At 73.4% G+C, this 20,052-nt stretch carries 15 protein-coding genes; 8 read left to right on the top strand and 7 right to left on the bottom strand.

Annotated features, from left to right (window positions below; all coding sequences use genetic code 11):
* Position 1: 1 nt before the first annotated feature.
* Positions 2-1,723 carry a serine hydrolase gene (locus ACIODU_RS17290; RefSeq protein ID WP_401768320.1) on the bottom strand — a complete coding sequence of 574 codons (1,722 nt, stop codon included), beginning with the start codon at positions 1,721-1,723 and terminating at the stop codon, positions 2-4.
* Between the two features lie 119 nt (positions 1,724-1,842).
* On the opposite strand from ACIODU_RS17290, the gene ACIODU_RS17285 reads away from it, so the two are divergent.
* Positions 1,843-2,949 (top strand): calcium:proton antiporter, encoded by a 1,107-nt coding sequence (locus ACIODU_RS17285; RefSeq protein WP_401768318.1) that lies wholly within the window; start codon positions 1,843-1,845, stop codon positions 2,947-2,949.
* A 63-nt stretch (positions 2,950-3,012) separates the two neighbouring features.
* Here the strand turns inward: ACIODU_RS17285 and paaK are convergent, their stop codons facing one another.
* The gene (gene paaK, locus ACIODU_RS17280; RefSeq protein ID WP_401768316.1) at positions 3,013-4,296 is read right to left on the bottom strand and encodes a phenylacetate--CoA ligase PaaK; all 1,284 of its coding nucleotides are present in this window, start codon (positions 4,294-4,296) and stop codon (positions 3,013-3,015) included.
* Between the two features lie 175 nt (positions 4,297-4,471).
* On the opposite strand from paaK, the gene ACIODU_RS17275 reads away from it, so the two are divergent.
* The 5 genes from ACIODU_RS17275 to ACIODU_RS17255 all read left to right on the top strand — a co-directional run bounded on the left by ACIODU_RS17275 (position 4,472) and on the right by ACIODU_RS17255 (position 10,846).
* The gene (locus ACIODU_RS17275; protein WP_401768314.1) at positions 4,472-5,992 is read left to right on the top strand and encodes an alpha/beta fold hydrolase; all 1,521 of its coding nucleotides are present in this window, start codon (positions 4,472-4,474) and stop codon (positions 5,990-5,992) included.
* A gap of 112 nt (positions 5,993-6,104) precedes the next feature.
* Positions 6,105-6,347: a DUF397 domain-containing protein gene (locus ACIODU_RS17270; protein WP_161307048.1), complete on the top strand. Its 243-nt coding sequence runs from the start codon at positions 6,105-6,107 to the stop codon at positions 6,345-6,347.
* A 211-nt stretch (positions 6,348-6,558) separates the two neighbouring features.
* Complete coding sequence (locus ACIODU_RS17265; protein ID WP_161307049.1) at positions 6,559-7,059, top strand: hypothetical protein; 501 nt, start codon at positions 6,559-6,561, stop codon at positions 7,057-7,059.
* Positions 7,060-7,277: 218 nt separating this feature from the next.
* Positions 7,278-9,548: a glycosyl hydrolase family 95 catalytic domain-containing protein gene (locus ACIODU_RS17260; RefSeq protein ID WP_401768312.1), complete on the top strand. Its 2,271-nt coding sequence runs from the start codon at positions 7,278-7,280 to the stop codon at positions 9,546-9,548.
* 185 nt (positions 9,549-9,733) lie between these two features.
* The gene (locus ACIODU_RS17255) at positions 9,734-10,846 is read left to right on the top strand and encodes a chemotaxis protein (RefSeq protein ID WP_356426998.1); all 1,113 of its coding nucleotides are present in this window, start codon (positions 9,734-9,736) and stop codon (positions 10,844-10,846) included.
* A 109-nt stretch (positions 10,847-10,955) separates the two neighbouring features.
* Here ACIODU_RS17255 and ACIODU_RS17250 read toward each other — a convergent pair whose 3' ends face one another.
* Positions 10,956-12,956, bottom strand: coding sequence for an N-acetylmuramoyl-L-alanine amidase (locus ACIODU_RS17250; RefSeq protein WP_401768310.1), 2,001 nt, complete (start codon positions 12,954-12,956; stop codon positions 10,956-10,958).
* A 263-nt stretch (positions 12,957-13,219) separates the two neighbouring features.
* A complete protein-coding gene (locus tag ACIODU_RS17245; protein WP_401768308.1) occupies positions 13,220-14,341 on the bottom strand; it encodes an aminoglycoside phosphotransferase family protein in 1,122 nt (373 codons plus the stop codon).
* A gap of 243 nt (positions 14,342-14,584) precedes the next feature.
* On the opposite strand from ACIODU_RS17245, the gene ACIODU_RS17240 reads away from it, so the two are divergent.
* Complete coding sequence (locus ACIODU_RS17240) at positions 14,585-16,102, top strand: hypothetical protein (protein WP_401768306.1); 1,518 nt, start codon at positions 14,585-14,587, stop codon at positions 16,100-16,102.
* Here ACIODU_RS17240 and ACIODU_RS17235 read toward each other — a convergent pair.
* The 3 genes from ACIODU_RS17235 to ACIODU_RS17225 all read right to left on the bottom strand — a co-directional run bounded on the left by ACIODU_RS17235 (position 16,099) and on the right by ACIODU_RS17225 (position 18,727).
* Positions 16,099-17,583, bottom strand: coding sequence for a PP2C family protein-serine/threonine phosphatase (locus ACIODU_RS17235; RefSeq protein ID WP_401768304.1), 1,485 nt, complete (start codon positions 17,581-17,583; stop codon positions 16,099-16,101). The genes ACIODU_RS17240 and ACIODU_RS17235 overlap by 4 nt on opposite strands.
* Before the next feature lie 206 nt (positions 17,584-17,789).
* Complete coding sequence (locus ACIODU_RS17230; protein ID WP_401768302.1) at positions 17,790-18,368, bottom strand: TetR/AcrR family transcriptional regulator; 579 nt, start codon at positions 18,366-18,368, stop codon at positions 17,790-17,792.
* Positions 18,365-18,727 (bottom strand): DUF1304 domain-containing protein, encoded by a 363-nt coding sequence (locus tag ACIODU_RS17225; RefSeq protein WP_401768301.1) that lies wholly within the window; start codon positions 18,725-18,727, stop codon positions 18,365-18,367. Before ACIODU_RS17225 ends, ACIODU_RS17230 begins: the two co-directional genes overlap by 4 nt.
* A 203-nt stretch (positions 18,728-18,930) precedes the next feature.
* On the opposite strand from ACIODU_RS17225, the gene ACIODU_RS17220 reads away from it, so the two are divergent.
* Positions 18,931-19,908, top strand: a complete 978-nt coding sequence (locus ACIODU_RS17220) for an NAD-dependent epimerase/dehydratase family protein (protein ID WP_401768299.1) — start codon at positions 18,931-18,933, stop codon at positions 19,906-19,908.
* Positions 19,909-20,052 lie beyond the last annotated feature (144 nt).

The following is a 20,052-nucleotide window of genomic DNA, read 5'->3' as shown; positions in this document are numbered from 1 at the left end:
CTCAGTCCTCCGACGCCACCCACCCCACCGCCTCGATCCCCGCCGCGTCCCCCTCCCGCGCCTCGTCGAAGACCACCCGCCCGCCGTCCCCGACCCGCAGCCCGTCCACGTACACACCCCTCCCGGAGTGCGGCCGGCCGGTGTCGTACCGCCAGCGCAGCCGGACCTCACCACCGCGCCAGGCCGTCAGATCGGCCGTCACCCGGTGCCACACGCGGCCCGACCAGCCCCCGACCGCGCCCCCCGGGTGCGCCCGGGGCTCCCGGGAGTCCCGGACACCGGTCCGTACGGTCGTGAAGGGCACCGGCCGCCAACCCGCTCCGCCGTCCGCGGACGCCTCCAGGAACGCCACGTCCGCGCCGGGCTCGGCGTCCCACCACAGGTCGGCCTCCAGCACGGCCGGTCCGCCGGCGAGCCGCAGCGGCGGCAGGGTGAGCGTGGCCGGGGCCCCGGCCTCCGCCGGATCGCGGAACCACGCCGTGCCGCCCCCCGCGGACCTGACCGGGACCGCCCGCGCCAGCAGGTTCGCCGCCGCGACCCTCGGCGCGCTCCCGGAACGCCACCCGCGCACCGGATGCACGGCGTTGCTGAGGAGGACGAGGAACGTGTCGGTCGTCGGGTCGAGGACCAGGCTCGTACCGGTGAAGCCGGTGTGCCCCGCCGAGCCCGGGGTGGCCATGGCGCCCATGTACCAGTGCTGGTGGAGCTCGAACCCCAGACCGTGGGCGTGCCCGGGGAACGCCGTGTTGAAGTCCGTGAACATCAACCGCACCGACTCGGGCCGCAGGATCCGCGCCCGGCCGTACGCGCCGCCGTTGAGGAGCGTACGGGCGAGGACCGCCAGGTCCCAGGCGCGCGAGAACACCCCGGCGTGGCCCGCGACCCCGCCGAGGCTGTACGCGTTCTCGTCGTGCACCTCGCCCCGGACCAGCCCCCGGTCGAGCCCCGACCACGGCGGACGGGAGTCCTCCGTGGCGGCGATCTCCGGCTTCCACGAGGCGGGCGGGTTGTAGCGCGTGCGGTGCATCCCGAGCGGAGCGGTGATCTCGTCGCGGAGCAGGACGTCCAGCGTGCGAGCGGTGATCTTCTCCAGGATCAGCTGGAGGGTGATCAGGTTGAGGTCGGAGTACAGGTAGGCGCTGCCCGGCGGACGGGCCGGGGACTCGTCCCACAGGATCCGGAGCCTGCCCTCCCGCGTCGGCGCCCCGTACAGCGGGACCCACGCCCGCAGGCCGGAGGTGTGCGTGAGCAGCTGACCCACCGTGATGTCCGTCTTGCCCCCGGCCCCGAACTCCGGCAGATACGCGGCGACCCGCGCGCCCAGGTCCAGTTCCCCGCTCTCGACCCGCCGGACCGCCAGGATCGCGGTGAACAGCTTCGACACGGACGCGAGGTCGTAGACCGTGTCCCGGGCCGTCGCGATCCGCTGATCCGCCGGGAACTCCACCCCGGTGCCGGTCCTCTCGTCGTACGCCCGGTAGCGCACCGCCGCCCCGAGGGCCCGGTGCAGCGCCACCGTCCCGCCGCGCCCGGCGAGGACGACGGCGCCCGCGTACCAGGGGTGGACGGGGGAGGGGCCGAGGAACGCGGTCGCGTCCGCGACCAGCCGCTCCAGCGGCGCCGCGAGCAGCCCGGCCCGCTCCGGCGAACCGTGCCGCAGGGTGGTCCGCCGCCGCAGCCGGGACGGGACGGCGCCCCAGGCGCCCCCAGCGTCCTCCGCCATGCGGCAGCCTCCTTCACCCTCCCCGAGAGGGACAACAGCGGTGAGGCAATGAAACCCCCGCGTGGCGTACGGCGCAGCCCGCCGCGCGGCCCCCCGCCGCCTCTGGCAGCGTGACGCGCATGAGGACGGGCACCGGCATCCGGGCACTGACGTCCCGGTGGACCGTGGTGGTGCCGCTGATCGCGGTGGTCGCCCTGGTGTTCAGCTGGGGGCGCCACGTCCCGCCGTACGCGGTCGGGCTGATCGCCCTCTGCCTGGCCGGCGCCGTGCTCGCCGCCGTCCACCACGCCGAGGTGGTCGCCCACCGCGTCGGTGAGCCGTTCGGCTCGCTCGTCCTCGCCGTCGCGGTGACGATCATCGAGGTCGCGCTGATCGTCACCCTGATGATCGACGGAGGCCCCAAGACCGCCACCCTCGCCCGGGACACCGTCTTCGCCGCCGTCATGATCACCTGCAACGGCATCCTCGGCCTCTGCCTGCTCGTCGGGGCGCTGCGCAGCAGGACCGCCGTGTTCAACGCGCAGGGCACCGGCGCCGCGCTCGCCACCGTCGCGACCCTGGCGACGCTCACCCTGGTCTTCCCGACCTTCACCACCAGCCGCCCGGGCCCCCAGTTCTCCACCGAGCAGCTGGCCTTCGCGGCGGTCGCCTCCCTGCTCCTGTATGGGCTGTTCGTCGCCGTACAGACCGTGCGCCACCGCGACTACTTCCTGCCCGTCACCCAGGAGGGTGAGCTCAAGGAGGAGGACACGCACGCCCCGCTGCCCACCCGCCGTGAGACCAGCGTGAGCCTGGTGCTGCTCCTCGTGGCGCTGATCGCCGTCGTCGGGGACGCGAAGGCCGTCTCGCCCACCGTCGAGTCCGGGGTGGAGTCGGCCGGGCTCCCGCACGCCGTCGTCGGGGTCGTGATCGCCCTGCTGGTGCTGCTGCCGGAGACCATCGCCGCCGTACGGGCCGCACGCCACGAGCGCGTCCAGACCAGCCTCAACCTGGCGCTCGGATCCGCGATGGCGAGCATCGGGCTGACCGTCCCCGCGATCGCGTTCGCGACGATCTGGCTGGACGGGCCGCTGGTGCTCGGGCTCAACGCCGTCCACATGGTCCTGCTCGCCCTGACCGTCGTGGTCGGCGCGCTGACCGTGGCGCCCGGCCGGGCCACGCTGCTCCAGGGCGGGGTCCACCTGGGGATCTTCGCCGCGTTCGTGTTCCTGGCGATCAGCCCGTGAGCCCGGGGACGGGGCCGGCACACGCGCCGGGGACGGGCCCGGCACACGAGCCCGGCATCCCCCTCAGTCCCGCAGATCCACGATCCGCTTGATCTTCCCCACCGAACGCTCCAGCGTCTCCGGATCCACGATCTCCACCGTCACCGACACCCCGACGCCGTCCTTCACGGCCGCCGCGATCGCCCGCGCCGCGTCCTCCCGGACTTCGGGACCGGCCTGGGCGCGCGCCTCGGCCCGTACCGTCAGCGCGTCCATCCGCCCCTCGCGGGTCAGCCGCAGCTGGAAGTGCGGGGCGACCCCCGGCGTACGGAGCACGATCTCCTCGATCTGGGTGGGGAAGAGGTTCACCCCGCGCAGGATCACCATGTCGTCGGTCCGGCCGGTCACCTTCTCCATCCGGCGGAACGTCCGCGCCGTCCCGGGCAGCAGCCGGGTGAGATCCCGCGTGCGGTAGCGGACGACCGGCATCGCCTCCTTCGTCAGCGACGTGAAGACCAGCTCGCCCTCCTCGCCGTCCGGCAGCACCTCGCCGGTGAACGGGTCCACGACCTCCGGGTAGAAGTGGTCCTCCGAGATGTGCAGCCCGTCCTTGGTCTCCACGCATTCGAAGGACACGCCGGGACCCATCACCTCGGACAGGCCATAGATGTCGACCGCGTCGATCGCGAACCGTTCCTCGATCTCCCGCCGCATCTCCTCCGTCCACGGCTCCGCGCCGAAGACGCCCACCCGCAGGGAGGTCGTCCGGGGATCGACACCCTGGCGCTCGAACTCGTCGAGCAGCGTCAGCATGTACGACGGGGTCACCATGATGATCTCGGGCTCGAAGTCCTGGATCAGCCGGACCTGGCGGGCGGTCATGCCGCCGGACGCGGGAATGACCGTACAACCGAGCCGCTCGGCGCCGTAGTGCGCGCCGAGGCCGCCGGTGAACAGCCCGTACCCGTACGCCACATGGACCCGGTGCCCGGGGCGCCCGCCGGCCGCCCGGATCGCGCGGGCGACCAGGTCCGCCCACGTGTCCAGGTCCTTCTCGGTGTACCCGACGACGGTGGGCCGTCCCGTGGTGCCGCTGGAGGCGTGGATCCGCCGTACCTCGGACCGCTCGACGGCGAACATCCCGAAGGGGTAGTTGTCCCGCAGATCGGCCTTGGCGGTGAAGGGGAAGCGCGCCAGGTCGGCGAGCGAGTGACAGTCATCCGGCCGCAGGCCCGCCTTGTCGAAGGCCCGCCGGTAGAAGGGGACCCGGTCGTACGCGTGCCGCAGGGTGGCCCGCAGGCGCGCCAGCTGGAGTACGGCCAGCTCCTCGCGGCCGAGCTGTTCCGCCGCGTCCAGCAGAGGTGTCATGGCGTTGTTCTCCCCGGTCGGAATCCGGACGACCGATCATCCGGTGGACGACCGATCATTCGGTCGACCGGTCCCTGGGCCAGTAATCCAGGACGGCTCCCGGCCGTCAAGGGGTGTGTTCACCCGGCGCGGAACGCCATTGGCACGATCGGCCGGGGACGGGGAGGATCGGACCATGCCCACCTTCAGCGCGTACGACGGGACGGAACTCGCCTACCACCTGGTGGGGGAGGGCGAGCCGCTGGTGTGCCTGCCCGGCGGTCCCATGCGGGCCTCGGAATACCTCGGCGACCTGGGAGGGCTCGCCGCGTACCGGCGGCTGGTCCTGCTCGACCTGCGGGGCACCGGCGGCTCCGCGGTCCCGGCGGACCACGCGACGTACCGCTGCGACCGGCAGGTCGACGACGTCGAGGCCCTCCGCGTCCACCTGGGCCTGGAGCGGATGGACCTGCTTGCCCACTCGGCGTCCGGGAGCCTGGCCGCGCTCTACGCGGTGCGCCACCCGGAGCGGGTGCGCTCGCTGACGCTGGTGGCGCCCGTCGTCCCGGCGGCCGGGATCGAGCCGACGGGGGAGGACCAGCGGGAGGCGATGGCGCTGCGTGCCGCCGAGCCGTGGTACGAGGCGGGCCGCGCGGCCTTCGAGGAGATCGCGGCCGGCCGGGAGTCGCCCTGGGCGTGGGCGGCGGTCACGCCCTTCAACTACGGACGCTGGGACGACGCGGCGCGGGCCTTCTCCGCTACCTCGGACGGGCAGATCAACCAGGAGGCCGCCGCCCGGTACGCCGCGGAGGGCGCCTTCGACCCGGCCGCGACGCGGGCCGCGCTGCGCACGCTGGACGTACCGGTGCTGGTGCTGGCAGGGGAGCTGGACGGCGGTCCGCGCCCGGAGCGGGCGCGTGAGCTGGCGGAACTGTTCCCGGACGCCCGGATGGCGGTGGTCCGGGGCGCGGCGCACTTCCCCTGGGTGGACGAACCGGGCGCGTTCGTCCGTACGGTGGCGGCCTTCCTGGACCCGGAGGTGCACAGTGTCGACGTGGCCGGGGTACGGCTCGCCTACCGCACGTGGGGCGAGCCGGACGCGCCCCCGGTGGTGCTCCTGCACGGCAGGTGCGGCACCAGCCGGGACTGGACGGAGATCGCGGAGGAGCTCGCGCGCGACCGCTGGGTGATCGCCCCCGACCTCGGCGGGCACGGTCTGAGCGACTGGCCGGGCGGGTACGGGCTGGCGCGCTACCGCGACGAACTGCGCGGCTTCCTCGCCGCGCTCGGGCTGACCGGGGTGGACGTCGTCGCGCACTCGATGGGCGGCTTCGCGGCGTCCCTGCTGGCGCAGGAGGCGCCGGAGCTGTTCGGCCGGCTCGTCCTGGAGGAGAGCCCGCCGCTCCTGCCCCTGGACCCGCCGCGCCCGCCGGCCGTGCGGGAGGAGGGCGAACTCGACTACGACTGGCCGCTCGTGCCCGCCGTGGACGCGGAGCTGAACACCCCGGACCCGGCGTGGCGGGACGGGCTCGGCCGGATCACCGTGCCGACGCTGGTGATCGCGGGCGGACCTGACAGCCCGGTCGCGCAGGAGAAGTTCACATGGCTGGCGGAGCGGGTGCCGGGGGCCCGGCTGGTCACGATCGACGCGGGACACCTGGTCCACCGCACGCGCCCGGCCGAATTCCTGGCGGCGCTGCGGGAGTTCGGCATCTGACGGGGTCCGTGCGGTCCGGGGCCGCGGTCCCCGCGCCGTTCCTTCGTGGCCTGTCCGGGACCGGCGGTGGTCGATAGTCTGGCCCGGGACGACGCAGCGGGAGGAGCAGGACGTGGCCGAGAGCACCACCACCCATCAGCCGCTCACGGGCTGGAACAAGCCGGAGCTGGACCTGAGCAACGCGGACTGGCGGTCGGGCAGCCAGGGCAGGGGTGATGTCCAGATCGCCTTCGTCGAGGGCTTCATCGCGATGCGCAACAGCGGCAAGCCGGAAAGCCCTTCGCTCATTTTCAGCCCCGCGGAATGGCGGGCCTTCGTGATCAACGCACGCGAGGGGGAGTTCGACCTCACCTGACCGGGTGCGGTACGGAGGAGGAGACCCCGGGAGCGGGCGCGGCGCCCCGCGCCCGCGGTCCGCACCACCCATCCCGTCCGCATCACCCGCCCCACCGGTTCGGTGCGGCCGGAACGCGCCTTCCCGAGTCCTCCCGGAGAACGCTCTCCAGGGCTCCGCCCGTGTTCCCGCCTGGCTCCACCGGGGTGTCGTGAACCCGTACCATGGTGGGATGTCCTTCCTCCGCCGCCGCAGCGCCGCCACACCCGCGGGCCCGGATTTCGATGTCCTGGCCATGGATCCGGGTGACTGGCCCGGAAACCTCGGGGCCGGTCTGCTGCCCGCCCCCGACGGCAGCTGCCAGGGTGTCTTCCTGCGCTACGACCTGTTCGGTGGCCGCGGCCCCGCGATGATCATCGGCAACCTCCCCGAGGGCTCCCCGGCCCGGGAGCTGCTGGACGGCCAGATCCCGTTCGAGGTGGCCCAGCTGCTGCTGGCGCTGGAGAACGAGGAGCCCGTCGAGGTCGTCGGTGTCGAAGACATGCCGGTCATGCAGGGCGACAACCTCATGATCGTGCGCCGCCTCAAGCTGTCCGAAAGCCGCATCTCCTGCGTCCAGTTCGACCGGAGCGACAACGTCCTCGTGACGATCGCCAGCTGGGACCGGCCGATCACCGACGACCTCTACGCGCTGCTCAAGCCGCTCCCCGCAGAGCTGTTCCAGCAGGGCTGAGCGCCGCCCTCCGCCCTCGGGCGCCCTCCTCCGCGCCACCCCTTCCCACGCCCGCCGTTATCAGCTCCGCCCCGCACGCGGAGCTGATTTGTCATGTCTATTGCCAAATCAGTCATCGGACTTTTACCGTGCTGGCCATGACTCCAGGGATGAGCCGCAGAACCACCATCAAGTCCGCACTGGGAGCAACAGGCGCTATCGCACTGGGAGTTCCGGCAATGGCCGGAACCGCAGCCGCCGCCGACCCCTCCGATGATTTGACGCTCTGGTACCAGACCCCCGCCGCCGACTGGGAGCGGGAATCCCTGCCCATCGGCAGCGGAGCCCTCGGCGCGAGTGTGTTCGGGACACTCGCCACCGAGCGGCTCACGTTCAACGAGAAGACGCTGTGGACCGGCGGCCCCGGCGCCGCCGGCGGCTACGACCACGGAAACTGGACCGAGCCCAGGCCGGGCGTCCTCGCCTCCGTCCAGCAGCGTCTGGACACCGAGGGCAGACTCACCCCCGAAGCCGTCGTCGCCGAACTGGGCCAGCCCAAGCACGGCTTCGGCTCCTACCAGGTCTTCGGCGACCTGGAATTCGCGGTGCCCGGCGCGCCGGCCGCCCCCGACGCCTCGTACCGGCGCTCCCTCGACCTCTCCACCGCCCTCGCCGCCGTCTCGTACACGCACCAAGGCGTCGCGTACACCCGGGAGTTCTTCGCCTCCTACCCCGGCAAGGTCATCGCGGGACGGTTCACCGCGGACCAGCCGGGCAAGGTCGCCTTCACCCTCCGCTACACCTCGCCGCGCCAGGACTTCACCGCCACCGCGAGCGGCGACCGCCTGACCGTGAAGGGCGCGCTCCAGGACAACGGGCTGCGCTTTGAAGCGCAGATACGGGTACGGACCGAGGGCGGCAGCGTCCGGGCCGGGACGGACGGCACCCTCACCGTCACCGGCGCCACCAGGGCGTGGTTCGTCCTCGCCGCCGGCACCGACTACGCCGACACCTACCCGCGCTACCGGGGCAGCGACCCGCACGCCGCCGTCACCGGCTCCGTGGACGCGGCCGCCCGCCGCTCGTACACCGATCTGCGCGCCCGCCATGTCGCCGACCACCGCGCGCTGTTCGACCGGGTCTCGCTCGACATCGGCCAGGCGCTCCCCGACCTGCCCACCGACCGGCTGCTGGCCGGCTACACCGGCGGGACGACCCCCGCCGACAGGGCGCTCGAAGCGCTCTTCTTCCAGTACGGGCGCTATCTGCTGATCGCCTCCTCCCGCGCCGGCTCGCTGCCCGCGAACCTCCAGGGCGTGTGGAACAACGTGACCAACCCGCCCTGGTCGGCGGACTACCACGTCAACATCAACCTCCAGATGAACTACTGGCTCGCCGAGGTCACCAACCTCGCCGAGACCACCGCCCCGTACGACCGCTACGTCGAGTCCATGCGCGCCCCCGGCCGCCGCAGCGCCCAGGAGATCTTCGGGTCGGGCGGCTGGGTCGTGCAGAACGAGACCAATCCGTACGGCTTCACCGGCGTCCACAACTGGGCCACGTCCTTCTGGTTCCCGGAGGCCGCCGCCTGGCTCACCCAGCAGCTGTACGACCACTACCGCTTCAACGGCTCCACCGAGTACCTGCGCACCACCGCCTACCCGGTGATGAAGGAGGCGGCGGAGTTCTGGCTCGCCAACCTCCGTACCGACCCCCGGGACGGCACGCTGGTCGTCACCCCCAGCTACTCGCCGGAACAGGGCGACTTCACGGCGGGCGCCGCCATGTCCCAGCAGATCGTCCACGACCTGCTCACCAACACCCTGGAGGCCGCCAGGACCCTCGGCGACGCCCCCGCCTTCCGCACCCGGCTCCAGGACACGCTCGCCGACCTCGACCCCGGCCTGCGCGTCGGCTCCTGGGGGCAGCTCCAGGAGTGGAAGACCGACCTGGACAGCCCCACCAACGACCACCGCCACGTCTCGCACCTCTTCGCGCTCCACCCCGGCCGGCAGATCCAGGCGGGCAGCGAGTGGGCCGAGGCCGCCAAGGTCTCCCTGACCGCGCGCGGCGACGGCGGGACCGGCTGGTCCAAGGCGTGGAAGATCAACTTCTGGGCGCGCCTGCGGGACGGGAACCACGCCCACAAGATGCTCTCCGAGCAGCTCAAGAGCTCCACCCTGCCCAACCTCTGGGACACCCATCCGCCGTTCCAGATCGACGGCAATTTCGGTGCCACCTCCGGGATCGCCGAGATGCTCGTACAGAGCCAGCACGGGCCGATCGAGATCCTGCCCGCCCTCCCCGCGTCCTGGCCGGACGGCAGCGTCACCGGCCTGCGGGCCCGCGGCGGCGCCACGCTCGACGTCGTCTGGGCCGGCGGCCGGGCCACCCGGGTCACGCTGCGCGCGAGCCGTACGGGCGAGCTGACCGTACGCAGCACCCTGCTGCCGGGCGGCGAGCGCAGGTTCCGGGCGACGGCGGGCAGGACGTACGTCTTCCACGCCTGACGCCCCGCTCCACCCGCTCCCCCCTGTCCCCGGCCGCCGCGCGTGGCCGGGGACAGGCGGGCCGGAGCGGCACCCGCCGACCTGCGAAACGCCGCCCCCGCGCGCAAAATGGATGGACGTATGGGGGCCTGCGCACCGGCCGGCCGTCCGCCCGCTGCCGGACCTTCATCGAGCGAAGGGACAGCATGGACAACAACGCTCTGACGCCCGACGTCCTGCGGGAACTGCGCACCCCACGCCCCTATCCCGCGGTGTCCCTGACGATGCCCACGCACCGCCACGACCCCTACCACGACCAGGACACGGTACGGCTGCGCAACCTCCTCGCCGAGGCGTGGCGCAGGCTGGAGACCGAGCCGGGTCTCGACCGCGCGGCCAGGACCGCCGTCAAGAGCCGGATCGGCCGGGCCGTCGCCGAGGTGGACCTGCGGCAGACGCTCGACGGACTGCTGATCCTCGCCGACACCCTGGACTACCGGATCTGGTACCTGCCCCGCGAGGTCCCCGAGCAGGTCGTCCTCGGCGACACCTACCTCACCCGGAACCTGGTGGCCGCCACCGCCCAGTCACGCCCGTACTGGGCGCTGAGCGTCGCGGCCGACCGCGCGACGCTCTGGGACGGATCCGGCGACACGCTCCACGAGCACCGCGACGACGGATTCCCGATGACCCCGTCCGAGGACACCTGGGACCCCGAACGCGAGGAGCGCGTCGGCGACCCGGGCGCCTTCCGCGACGAGGAGACCCGGCAGTTCCTGCGGTCGGCCGACCGGGCCATGGGGTCGGTGCTGGCCCGCCACCCCCGGCCGCTGTACGTCGTCGGCCTCGCGCCCGTCCTCGCCCTGCTGGAGGACGCGGGCGGCGCCGCGCATTGCGCGGTCGGCCGGCTCGTCAAGGGCGGCCTGGCGGACGGGCCCGCGTCGCTCCTGCGGCAGGAGATCGAGCCCGTGCGGCAGGCGCACGACCGGCGGGAGCAGCGCGAGCTGTTCGACAAGCTCGACGCGGCCAAGGGACGCAGGACCTTCGCGGCGGGCCTCGACGAGGTCTGGGAGTCGGTACGGGAGAAGCGCGCCGAGGTGATCGCGGTGGAGGACCACTACCGCCAGTCCGTCCGGATCAGCGAAGGGCACCTGGTGCCGGTGGAGGACCCCGGCGGGCAGGGTCCCGGCGTGCGCGTCCAGGACGACATCGTCGACGAACTGGTCGAGTCGGCCCTCGACGGGGGCGCCGAGGTGGTGTTCCTGCCCGACGACGCGCTCGCCGGGCAGGACAGGATCGCGGCCGTCCTGCGCTACTGAGGTACGGCGTTCGAGGAGGGCGCAAGGAGGGGCAAGAGGCAGGACACGGGACCGGGCGCCGTCGGACCCCCACAGGCTGACGGCGCCCGGCGTTTCTGTGGCCCGGCGGTCAGTGGCCCGACGCGCGCGCCGACGGCCGCACGGTGACGTCGGACGCCTTCACATAGGCGACCCGGTGTCCGTACTGGATCTCGTAGTACTGCTCCGTGCCCCGCACCACCTGGTGCCCCGCGGTCGCGAAGGTCGTCGCGTACAGGTACTCACCGGGCACCTTGCCGCCGACCACGTACCGCTGCCCGGCGAGCAGCTTGTACGGCAGCGGGGACACGGCCTGGACGGGGACCCCCGCCGGATACGCGGACGCCTCCGGGTAGGCGCGCCCGTACACCGCCACCTCCGCGAGACCGTCCTTCGGCGTCAGCACCGACGCCTTGGCCCCCACCGCCGTCGGCTTCTCGCGGGGGTTCTCGAACCACGCCTTCTGGCCGAGGTACCAGACCGCCGTCCAGTCGCCCTGGCGCCCGGCGACCGCGAACTGCTGGCCCGTCGAGGCCCGCGCGCCGACGTCGTTCACCCCGGTCGTGGAGTCCTGGCCGCCGGGCCGCAGCCCGATGTCCTTCACCAGCGGCGCGTTCGCGTCCGGCGCGGTGCGCAGCCGTACCGCCCCCGAGCCGTGCGGCGCGCAGGCGTCACCGGCCGTCACGCACCCGGTGTACGACGGCTGGTGGGCGGCGTAGTCCGGGCGGATCGTCACCACACCCGCGTCCGCGCCCGCCGTCGCCTTGAACGGCTTGCCCAGCAGCTGGAAGTAGTGCGCCCAGTCCCAGTAGGGACCGGGGTCCGTGTGCATCCCCGGCACGGTCGAGGCCGTCGGCCCCGGGACGGTGTCGTGCCCCAGGATGTGCTGCCGGTCCAGCGGGATGTCGTACTTCTCCGCCAGGTACGCCACCAGCCGGGCCGACGTGCGGTACATCGCCTCCGTGTACCAGGCGTCCGGCGCGACCAGGAAGCCCTCGTGCTCCAGGCCCACGGACTTCGCGTTCGTGTACCAGTTGCCCGCGTGCCACGCGACGTCCTTCACCGGCACGTGCTGGGCGATGTGCCCGTCCGACGAGCGCAGCGTGTAGTGCCAGGACACGTACGTCGGGTCCTGCACCAGCTTGAGGGTGGTGTCCCAGGAGCCCTCGGTGTCGTGGATGACGATGGAGTCGACCGCCTGCGACGCGGGCCGGTCGGCCTTGTCGTGGTTGCCGTAGTCGCCCTCGCCGAACTCCTGGTACGGCGCCGGGATCCACTCGCAGGCGACCGTGCGCGGGCACTCCGTCCCGGCCGCGCCGGTCCTGCGCAGTCCGAGCGCCGGCAGCTGGGACGTGTCCGGCGCGACCGAGGGCACCGCGCGCAGCGCCACCCGCTGCCCGTTGTCCGTGGTGCGCCGCTCGCCGTCCCTGATCACCGCGAACACGTCGTTCGCGTACGTCGCGGCGGTCGCGGAGTCGTCGGCCCCGGAGAACCGCGCGACCGCGCCGTACCAGTCGCCCGGATCGCCGCCGAGCGGCTTGCCCAGCTCCCGCTGGGCGGCGGCCAGCAGCGCCGCGCCCCCCTCGATGTTCGCGGCGGGGCTCTCCCGCAGGTCCTTCGCGGGCAGCCCGGTGAGGCGGGCCGCCCGGTCCAGGGTGCGCAGCCGCGCGGGCAGCTCCGACGTCCCGGGCACCTCGGTCCCGGCAGCGGAGGCGGCCACCTCGACCGGGCGCGCCGAGTCGCCGCGCGCGTCCTCCGTACCGTCGGAGTGGTGCGGCGCGTCGGCGAGCGCGGTCCGCGCGTCGGTCAGGTGCATCGGCCCGTAGCCGCCCGTGACGCTCGGCGCGCCGCTGTGGGTGTCCCAGCGGGACTGGAGGTACGCGACACCGAGGAGCACGCTCCCCGGCACGTCGTACCGCGCGGCGGCGGCCTCGAACTGGGTCTGCAACGTATCGGATCCGGGCCGTTCCGCGGTGGCGGAGGGCGCGGCCGACACCAGCGGCAGGAGCAGCGCGGCCGCCGCCAGGACACCTCCTGCTCCGAGCGTGCGTCCGCGTACGTTCCTGGGTCGTGGGGGGAGGGAACGGGGCAATGCGGCCTCCAGTGACGGGTGGTGCGCGAGATGCCGGTACCTCTGGCTCGCTCCAGGGGTATCGGCTTCCGGACGATCCGTCAATCAGGCGCCACGGCAAGGATTTCGCACGTCAGCTCGTGTGCCGGGAGGTTTCGTGATGGTGGCGCCCGGGCCTGCGGCGCGTCAGTGGAATGAACCAATGACCGTATACGGAACACCGCCGCGCGCCCCGTCTGTCGGTACGGGGCGCGCGGCGGTGCGGCTCTCCGGCCGTCCCCGGGTCAGCGGGTCCCGACCGCCGCGCGCACGGCCCGGCGGGCCATCGCGCAGTCGTCGTGCAGGCGCCTGAGCAGCAACCGCTGCTCCTCGCCCGTCGGGAGGCCGCTCCGCTCGGCGGACGCGGCCGGCGACGCGCCCCCGGCGGGGGGCTGCGTCTCCCGCATGGCGCGCTGCACGGCCGTCTCGTACATCCGGATCTCCCGGGTCAGGACGAGCATCAGGTTGACGAGGAAGGCGTCCCGGGCCGCCGGTCCCGGGGCCTGGGCGAGCTGGCTGATCTGCCGGCGCGCCGCCGGGGCGTCCCCGAGCACCGCCCACAGCGTCGCGAGGTCGTACCCGGGCAGGTACCAGCCGGCGTGCTCCCAGTCGACGAGCACCGGGCCCGCCGGGGAGAGCAGGATGTTGGAGAGCAGCGCGTCGCCGTGGCAGAACTGGCCCGCGCCCTGCCGGCCGGCCGCCAGGCCGCGCAGCAGCTTCTGGAGATCACCCAGGTCCCGGTCGGTGAACAGACCCAGCTCGTGGTAGCGGGCGATCCGTGAGGCGTAGTCGAGGGGGGCGTCGAACATGCCGGGCGGCGGCCGCCAGGTGTTGAGCCGGGCGATCGCGCCGAGCGCGGCCCGTACGTCGGCCCGGGGCGGAGCCTCCACGGGGTGGCGGGCCAGCGCCGCCGCGCGGCCGGGCATCCGCTCGACGACCAGCGTGCAGTTGTCGGGGTCGGCGGCGATGAGGCGCGGTACGCGTACCGGCGGCCGGTGCCGCACGAACGCGCGATAAGCGGCTATTTCGTGGCGGAACCGCTCCGCCCAGACGGGCGAGTGGTCCAGGAGGCACTTGGCGACCGCGGTGGTGCGCCCGGTGGATCCGACGAGCAGGACGGACCGCCCGCTGCGCCGCAGGACCTGCACCGGATTGAACTCCGGACAGATCCGGTGCACCGAAGCGATCGCCTTTCGCAGCTGCGCGCCCTGGGGGCCGGACAAGTCGAGTCTCCCGCTGAGCGGTTGTTTGACCGCCCCGGCCCAGCGCCGGGGAGCGTTCGTGGGGTCGAGGTACGGTCCGCTGCCGGGCGCGACCGTACGCGTCGACCGGGGCGGGGCGGACACGGAGGACGATGCTGTGTACATGGGCGGACAGATCCCTTCGTGTGCCGGCTGAGGAGCGTGCGCCTCCCGTCCCGGCGGCCGGTCCGCACCCTGGGGAGTACGGCCGGCTGCCGGGCCGGGGTGGCGCGTTCCTACCCGACACCCGCGCGCGGGTGGCCCGCCATCTGGCGCACCCTGGCGAACCCTGGCGAATGGTCGCCATCCCTCTGCCGGTATCTGACGGGGGGTTACTGTCGAAGCCGGCCGAGAACCTGGGGGCTTGACGTGAGCGGCGAACCCAACACCCGTCTGTCGGATCTGTTCGGCCTGGCCGGCTGGTCCAAGGGCGAACTCGCGAGGCTGGTGAACCGGCAGGCGGCGGCCATGGGCCACCCCCAACTGGCCACGGACACCTCGCGCGTACGGCGCTGGATCGACATGGGGGAGACCCCGCGCGATCCCGTGCCGCGGGTGCTGGCAGCGCTGTTCACCGAGCGGCTCGGTCGTGTCGTGACCATCGAGGACCTCGGCTTTGAACGGTCCGGGCGCACGGGGAAACGACAGGACGCCGGGAGCGCGGAGAACCCCGACGGCCTGCCGTGGGCGCCCGAACGGACGGCGGCGGTCCTCACCGAATTCACGGGAATGGACCTCATGCTCAACCGACGCGGCCTGGTGGGCGCGGGCGCCGCGCTCGCCACCGGCTCCGCACTCAGCAGTGCCATGCACGACTGGCTGCATCACGATCCCGTCCTCTCCTCCGACGCCCCCCGGCTCAACGCTCCCCTGCACGCCGACCCCGCTGGGTTCGACCGCTACGAGGCCGCCCCCATCGGGTCGCAGGAGATCGAGGCGCTGGAACGCTCCGTGGAGGTGTTCCGTGCCTGGGACGCCTCCCACGGCGGCGGACTCCAGCGCAAGGCCGTGGTGGGCCAGCTCAACGAGGTGGGCGGCATGCTCGCCTACCGTCACCCCGACCATCTCCAGCGGCGCCTGTGGGGCGTCGCCGCCAACCTCGCCGTCCTCGCGGGCTGGATGTCCCACGACGTCGGCCTCGAACCCACCGCCCAGAAGTACTTCGTCATCGCCACCCACGCGGCCCGTGAGGGGGGCGACCGGCCCCGCGCGGGCGAGGCCCTCTCCCGAGCCGCCCGCCAGATGATCCATCTGGGCCGGCCCGACGACGCCCTCGATCTGGTCAAGCTCGCCAGGTCGGGGTCGGGGGAGGAGGCGCTGCCCCGTACCCGCGCCATGCTCCACACCATCGAGGCGTGGGCGCAGGCGTCCCTGGGACGCGGGCAGGCCATGCGCCGCACCCTGGGCGAGGCGGAGGATCTCTTCGTCTCGGACAAGGGGGACGTGGAGCCGCCCGGCTGGATGCAGATGTTCGACGAGGCCGACCTGCACGGGATGGAGGCACTGGCCTTCCGTACCCTCGCCGAACACGACCCGTCCGCGGCGGTCACCGCCCAGCGCCATGCCAGGAGGGCGCTGGACCTGCGGGTCAACGGCCGGCAGCGGTCGAAGATCTTCGACCACATCTCGCTGGCCTCCGCGTGCTTCATCGCGGACGATCCGGAGCAGGCGGCGACCTACGCCCGGCTGGCCCTCGTGTCGATAAGGGAGACCTCCTCCCTCCGCACCTGGGACCGGCTCCGGGAGATGTACCGGCTCACCGGCCAGTACGCGGACTACGCGAAGGTCCAGGATCTACGGGAGGAGATCGAACTCTCCATGCCGAAGAAGAGCCGGCAGAAGCCGTCCGTGCTCGGCCCGGCCAGGAAGACGTACGGATCCGTCTAGGCCGTCCGTCCGCCGGACGATCCGTGCGGTCCGTCCGCCGGTCCGTCCGACCTGGCGACCATCACACAGGCGTCGTCGGTGCGTTCGGCCCCGCCGAGCTCCGCGACGATCGTCTCCGCGCACTCCCGCGCCGAGCGGGCCCGGGTCAGCAGGGGCGCCAGCGCGAGGAGGTGATTCCGCCGTGCTTCCGTTCCGGCACGGCCCGCCCCGTCGGTGTGCAGGACGAGCACGTCACCGGGGAGGAGGTGGACGTCGGCCTGTTCGTACGCGGCGCCCGACGTCGCCCCCAGCAGCACGCCGTCCGGCGGTGTGAGCGCGCGCCCCGTCCCGTCGCGGAACAGCAACGGGGCGGGGTTCGCCGCCTGTGCCCAGACGAAGGTGCCGGTGGCCGGCCGGTAGCGGGCGCAGAGCGCGCTGCCGAGCGCGGGTTGCCGTGACGTCTCCAGGAGTTGGTTGAGGTGTCCGAGGAGGGCGCCCGGCTCGATGCCCGCCACGGCCATCCCGCGCAGGGCCCCGAGGAGCATCGCCAGGGTGGAGGCGGCGGCCACGCCCTGCCCCGGGAGGTCCCCGACCGTCACCAGGGTGTCCCCGCCGGGCAGGTCGAGGGCGTCGTACCAGTCACCCCGGGCCGTGGGCGACGACGCGGCGGGGAGATGGCGGGCGGCCAGGTCCAGCGCGGCCGGCCCGCTCCGCGCCAGCTCCAACGAGCCGCCCCGCGCGGGGAGTACGGCCTCCTGCAACTCGGCGACCAGCCGCTGTTCTGCCTGTGCGAGGTGCTGCCGCCGCCGGACCGAGTCGCGGGTGTCGCGGACCAGCCGCTCGCTGTGGCGCAGAGTGCTGACGTCGCGCAGGACCGCCCACATGGAGGCGGTGCAGCCGCCCGGGTCGAGGACCGGTTCGCCCCTCATGTGCAGGGTACGGATCCGGCCCCGGGCGGTGAGGACCCGGAACTCCCCGTCGATGGGCCGCCCGTCGATCAGACAGGCCGTCACCATCGCGGTGAGCAGGGCCTGGTCCTCGGGGAACAGCAGCGACGGCAGTTCGTCGAGCGACAGCGGGCCGGCCTCGCGCGGGCGTCCGAAGATCTCGTACAGCTCGTCCGACCAGGTGACCTCGTCGGTGAGGAGGTTCCACTCGGCGCTGCCGACCCGGCCGGTGAGCGGAGCGGGACGCGCGGCGGGCTGCCGGGCGGTCCGCCCCTGGGCGGGGACGCCGTCCCTGACCCCGTCGGTCAGATCCGGCCTGCCGGCCCTGAGCTGGTCCAAGTGGGCACCGAGATCGTCCAGTTGGTGCACGGCCAGATCGCAGAGCGCGCGCTGCCAGCGCCGGAGGGTGTCGTCGTCGTCCGCCTCGGCCGAGGCGTCCCGGCGTACGGCGTCCACGTCCCCGCGCAGCCTGCGGGTCTGCGTGATCAGGGCCTCGACCGAGCCCCGCTCGGGAGGCTGTGGGGCGGGACGGTCCGCGAACAGAGGGGACGGCATCTCGAACTCCGATGGGGCGGCGGCACTGCCTGGTCCGGATGGTGGACCATTAAGACTGTCGCACAGGCGCGGGAGGCCCGTGGGCCGATTCGCCACACTCGACGGGGTCATGCGGGAGGCATATGCCACCGGCTGCACATCGGGAGGCTTCGGACAGGCCGCCGACCGCGCGGGCCCGCCGATCCGGCAGCCCTGCGACACCCCCCTCAGGTGACCGGCAGGCGGTGGAGCGCCACCAGCAGGCGCCAGATCCGGGTGGCGATGCCCTCCGGGGTGTCCTCGATCAGCCCGTGCAGCCAGTCCGCCAGCACCCCCGCGAAGACCGCCGCCACCGCCGACGCGATCAGCTCCGGGGCGGGCGCGCCCGCGAGCGCCCGCTCCGCCCTGCTGCGCTCGCGCAGTTGACGGTGGAGCAGTTCGCCCAGCGGGCCGCCGCCCCCCGGCCTCAGCAGGGTCCGGTACAGCGCCGCGTGCGGGGTGAGGCCGGCGAAGAACGCGGTGAGCGGGGGCGGTGGCGTCCGCGGATCCGGAGCGCCCCGCCACGCGTGCAGGGCGTCCACGGCATCCCGTACGACCTCCGCGCAGGCGTCGACCGCCAGCGCCTGGAGATCCGGGTAGTGCAGGTAGAACGTCGCCCGGCCGAGCCCCGCCCGCCGGGCCAGCGCGGCGACCCCGATCTCCTCCAGCGGGCCCTCCGCGCACGCGTCGAGCAGCGCCCGCCGCAGCCTGGCGCGGGTCCTGGCCGTCCGCGGATCGCCCCCGTCGCCGGGCGGGACGGCGGTCATCCGGCCGCCAGGACGACGGCCAGGGCGACCGCGCCGGGCAGCGCCTGGACGGCGAGGATGCGCCGGTTCGCGGTGAGGCCGCCGTACAGGCCCGCGACCGTCACGCAGACCGTGAAGAAGACCTGCACGCGGAAACCGGTCGGGTCGGAGGCGATCAGTCCCCATATGAGTCCGGCGGCCAGGAAGCCGTTGTAGAGACCCTGGTTGGCCGCGAGGGCGGCCGTCGCCCTGGCCATGTCCGCGTCGAAGCCGGAGAGTTCACGGCCCGGCCGGCGCTCCCACAGGAACATCTCCAGCACCAGGATGTAGACGTGGAGCGCGGCCAACAGGCCGACCAGGACGTTCGCGGCTGTCTGCATGACGGGATCCCCCGGGAGAAGACTTCTGGACAGGTGTCCCGGAAGTCTAGACACCTGTCCATGAGCCCGCGTCCCCGCCCCCTCCTCGCGGCGCCCCTCGTGCGGCACCCCCTCCTTGCGATGGCTCATCGCAAGAGTTACAGTATCTAACAGAAGTGAGAGGGTGTTCGCATCGTCATCCGGTCCACCCCGAGGGAGCCCCCATGTCCGCCGCCGCATCCGTCACCGCCGGTCCCACCCGTACCGCCCACACCGTGCTCGGCGCCGGCGCCGCCGGGACCGCGCTCGCCGCCGAACTCGCCCGCCGCGGCCACGCCGTACGCCTGGTGGACCGGTCCGGCACGGGCCCCGCCCCCGACGGCGTCGAACGCCTCGCCGCCGACGCGAGCACCCCCGAGGGAGCCCTGGCCGCCGTGGCGGGCGCCGATGTCGTCCACCACTGCCTCAACGTCGCCTATCACCTCCAGGTCGAGGTGATGCCCCGCATTCAGCGGGCCGTCCTGGCCGCCGTGGAGACGACGGGCGCGCGCCTCGTCGTCCTCGACACGCTCTACCCGTACGGCGAGACGCACGGCGAGGTCATGACGGAGGAGACCCCCTGGCGGGCCACCTCGCGCAAGGGCCGGATGCGGGCGGAGCTGGACAGGATCTACCTGGAGGCCCACCGCGAGGGCCGCGCCCGGGTCGTCCTCGGCCGCTCCGCCGACTTCGTCGGCCCCGGCGTCCTCAACTCGACCCTCGGCGGCGCGGTCTTCCCGGCGGCGCTGACCGGCGGAGAGGTCCCGGGCATCGGCGACATCGACCTGCCCCACAGCTACACGAACATCGAGGACGTGGCCGCGGGCCTGGCGACCCTCGGCGAACACCCCGAGGGGGACGGCCGGGTCTGGCACCTGCCCACCGCGCCCGCCGCGACCACCCGGGAGATTCTTACCCTGATCGGGGAGCGGCTGGGCGCCCCGCTCACGATCGTCCCGCTTCCCGAGCCGCGCCCGTTCGGCCCGTTCGACGAGGTCTTCATGGCGGAGTACGAGGAGATGTTCTACCAGCACACCGAGCCGCAGATCATGGACTCGTCCGCCTTCGAGAACGCCTTCGGCGTCAGGCCGGTCCCGCTGCCCCGGACGGTGGACAGCACCCTCGCCTGGTACCGCGAACTGCTCGCCCCGGCGCGGGTGTGAACGAGCGCCCGCCCCGAGGGGACGGAGAGCGGGTGCGAATGAGCCGGGGCCCCCAGGGAAGCGCGTCCCTGGAGGCCCCGGCCAGCATTCCCCGTCGGGGGCGCTTGGAGTTAACGCGGTCAGTCTGGCCCGCGTCCGATCAGG

It is taken from the genome of Streptomyces sp. NPDC088261, assembly GCF_044740805.1.
GTDB lineage: Bacteria > Actinomycetota > Actinomycetes > Streptomycetales > Streptomycetaceae > Streptomyces.
The sequence above is the reverse complement of the archived record's forward strand: the minus strand, read 5'-3'. Positions and strand labels throughout refer to the sequence as shown.

Coding starts and splice junctions, on each gene's coding strand:
- ACIODU_RS17225 (WP_401768301.1), bottom strand. CDS start 18,727: ATGCAGACAGCCGCGAACGTCCTGGTCGGCCTGTTGGCCGCGCTCCAC.
- ACIODU_RS17275 (WP_401768314.1), top strand. CDS start 4,472: ATGCCCACCTTCAGCGCGTACGACGGGACGGAACTCGCCTACCACCTG.
- ACIODU_RS17220 (WP_401768299.1), top strand. CDS start 18,931: ATGTCCGCCGCCGCATCCGTCACCGCCGGTCCCACCCGTACCGCCCAC.
- ACIODU_RS17255 (WP_356426998.1), top strand. CDS start 9,734: ATGGACAACAACGCTCTGACGCCCGACGTCCTGCGGGAACTGCGCACC.
- ACIODU_RS17230 (WP_401768302.1), bottom strand. CDS start 18,368: ATGACCGCCGTCCCGCCCGGCGACGGGGGCGATCCGCGGACGGCCAGG.
- ACIODU_RS17235 (WP_401768304.1), bottom strand. CDS start 17,583: ATGCCGTCCCCTCTGTTCGCGGACCGTCCCGCCCCACAGCCTCCCGAG.
- ACIODU_RS17260 (WP_401768312.1), top strand. CDS start 7,278: ATGGCCGGAACCGCAGCCGCCGCCGACCCCTCCGATGATTTGACGCTC.
- ACIODU_RS17265 (WP_161307049.1), top strand. CDS start 6,559: ATGTCCTTCCTCCGCCGCCGCAGCGCCGCCACACCCGCGGGCCCGGAT.
- ACIODU_RS17290 (WP_401768320.1), bottom strand. CDS start 1,723: ATGGCGGAGGACGCTGGGGGCGCCTGGGGCGCCGTCCCGTCCCGGCTG.
- ACIODU_RS17245 (WP_401768308.1), bottom strand. CDS start 14,341: ATGTACACAGCATCGTCCTCCGTGTCCGCCCCGCCCCGGTCGACGCGT.
- paaK (WP_401768316.1), bottom strand. CDS start 4,296: ATGACACCTCTGCTGGACGCGGCGGAACAGCTCGGCCGCGAGGAGCTG.
- ACIODU_RS17285 (WP_401768318.1), top strand. CDS start 1,843: ATGAGGACGGGCACCGGCATCCGGGCACTGACGTCCCGGTGGACCGTG.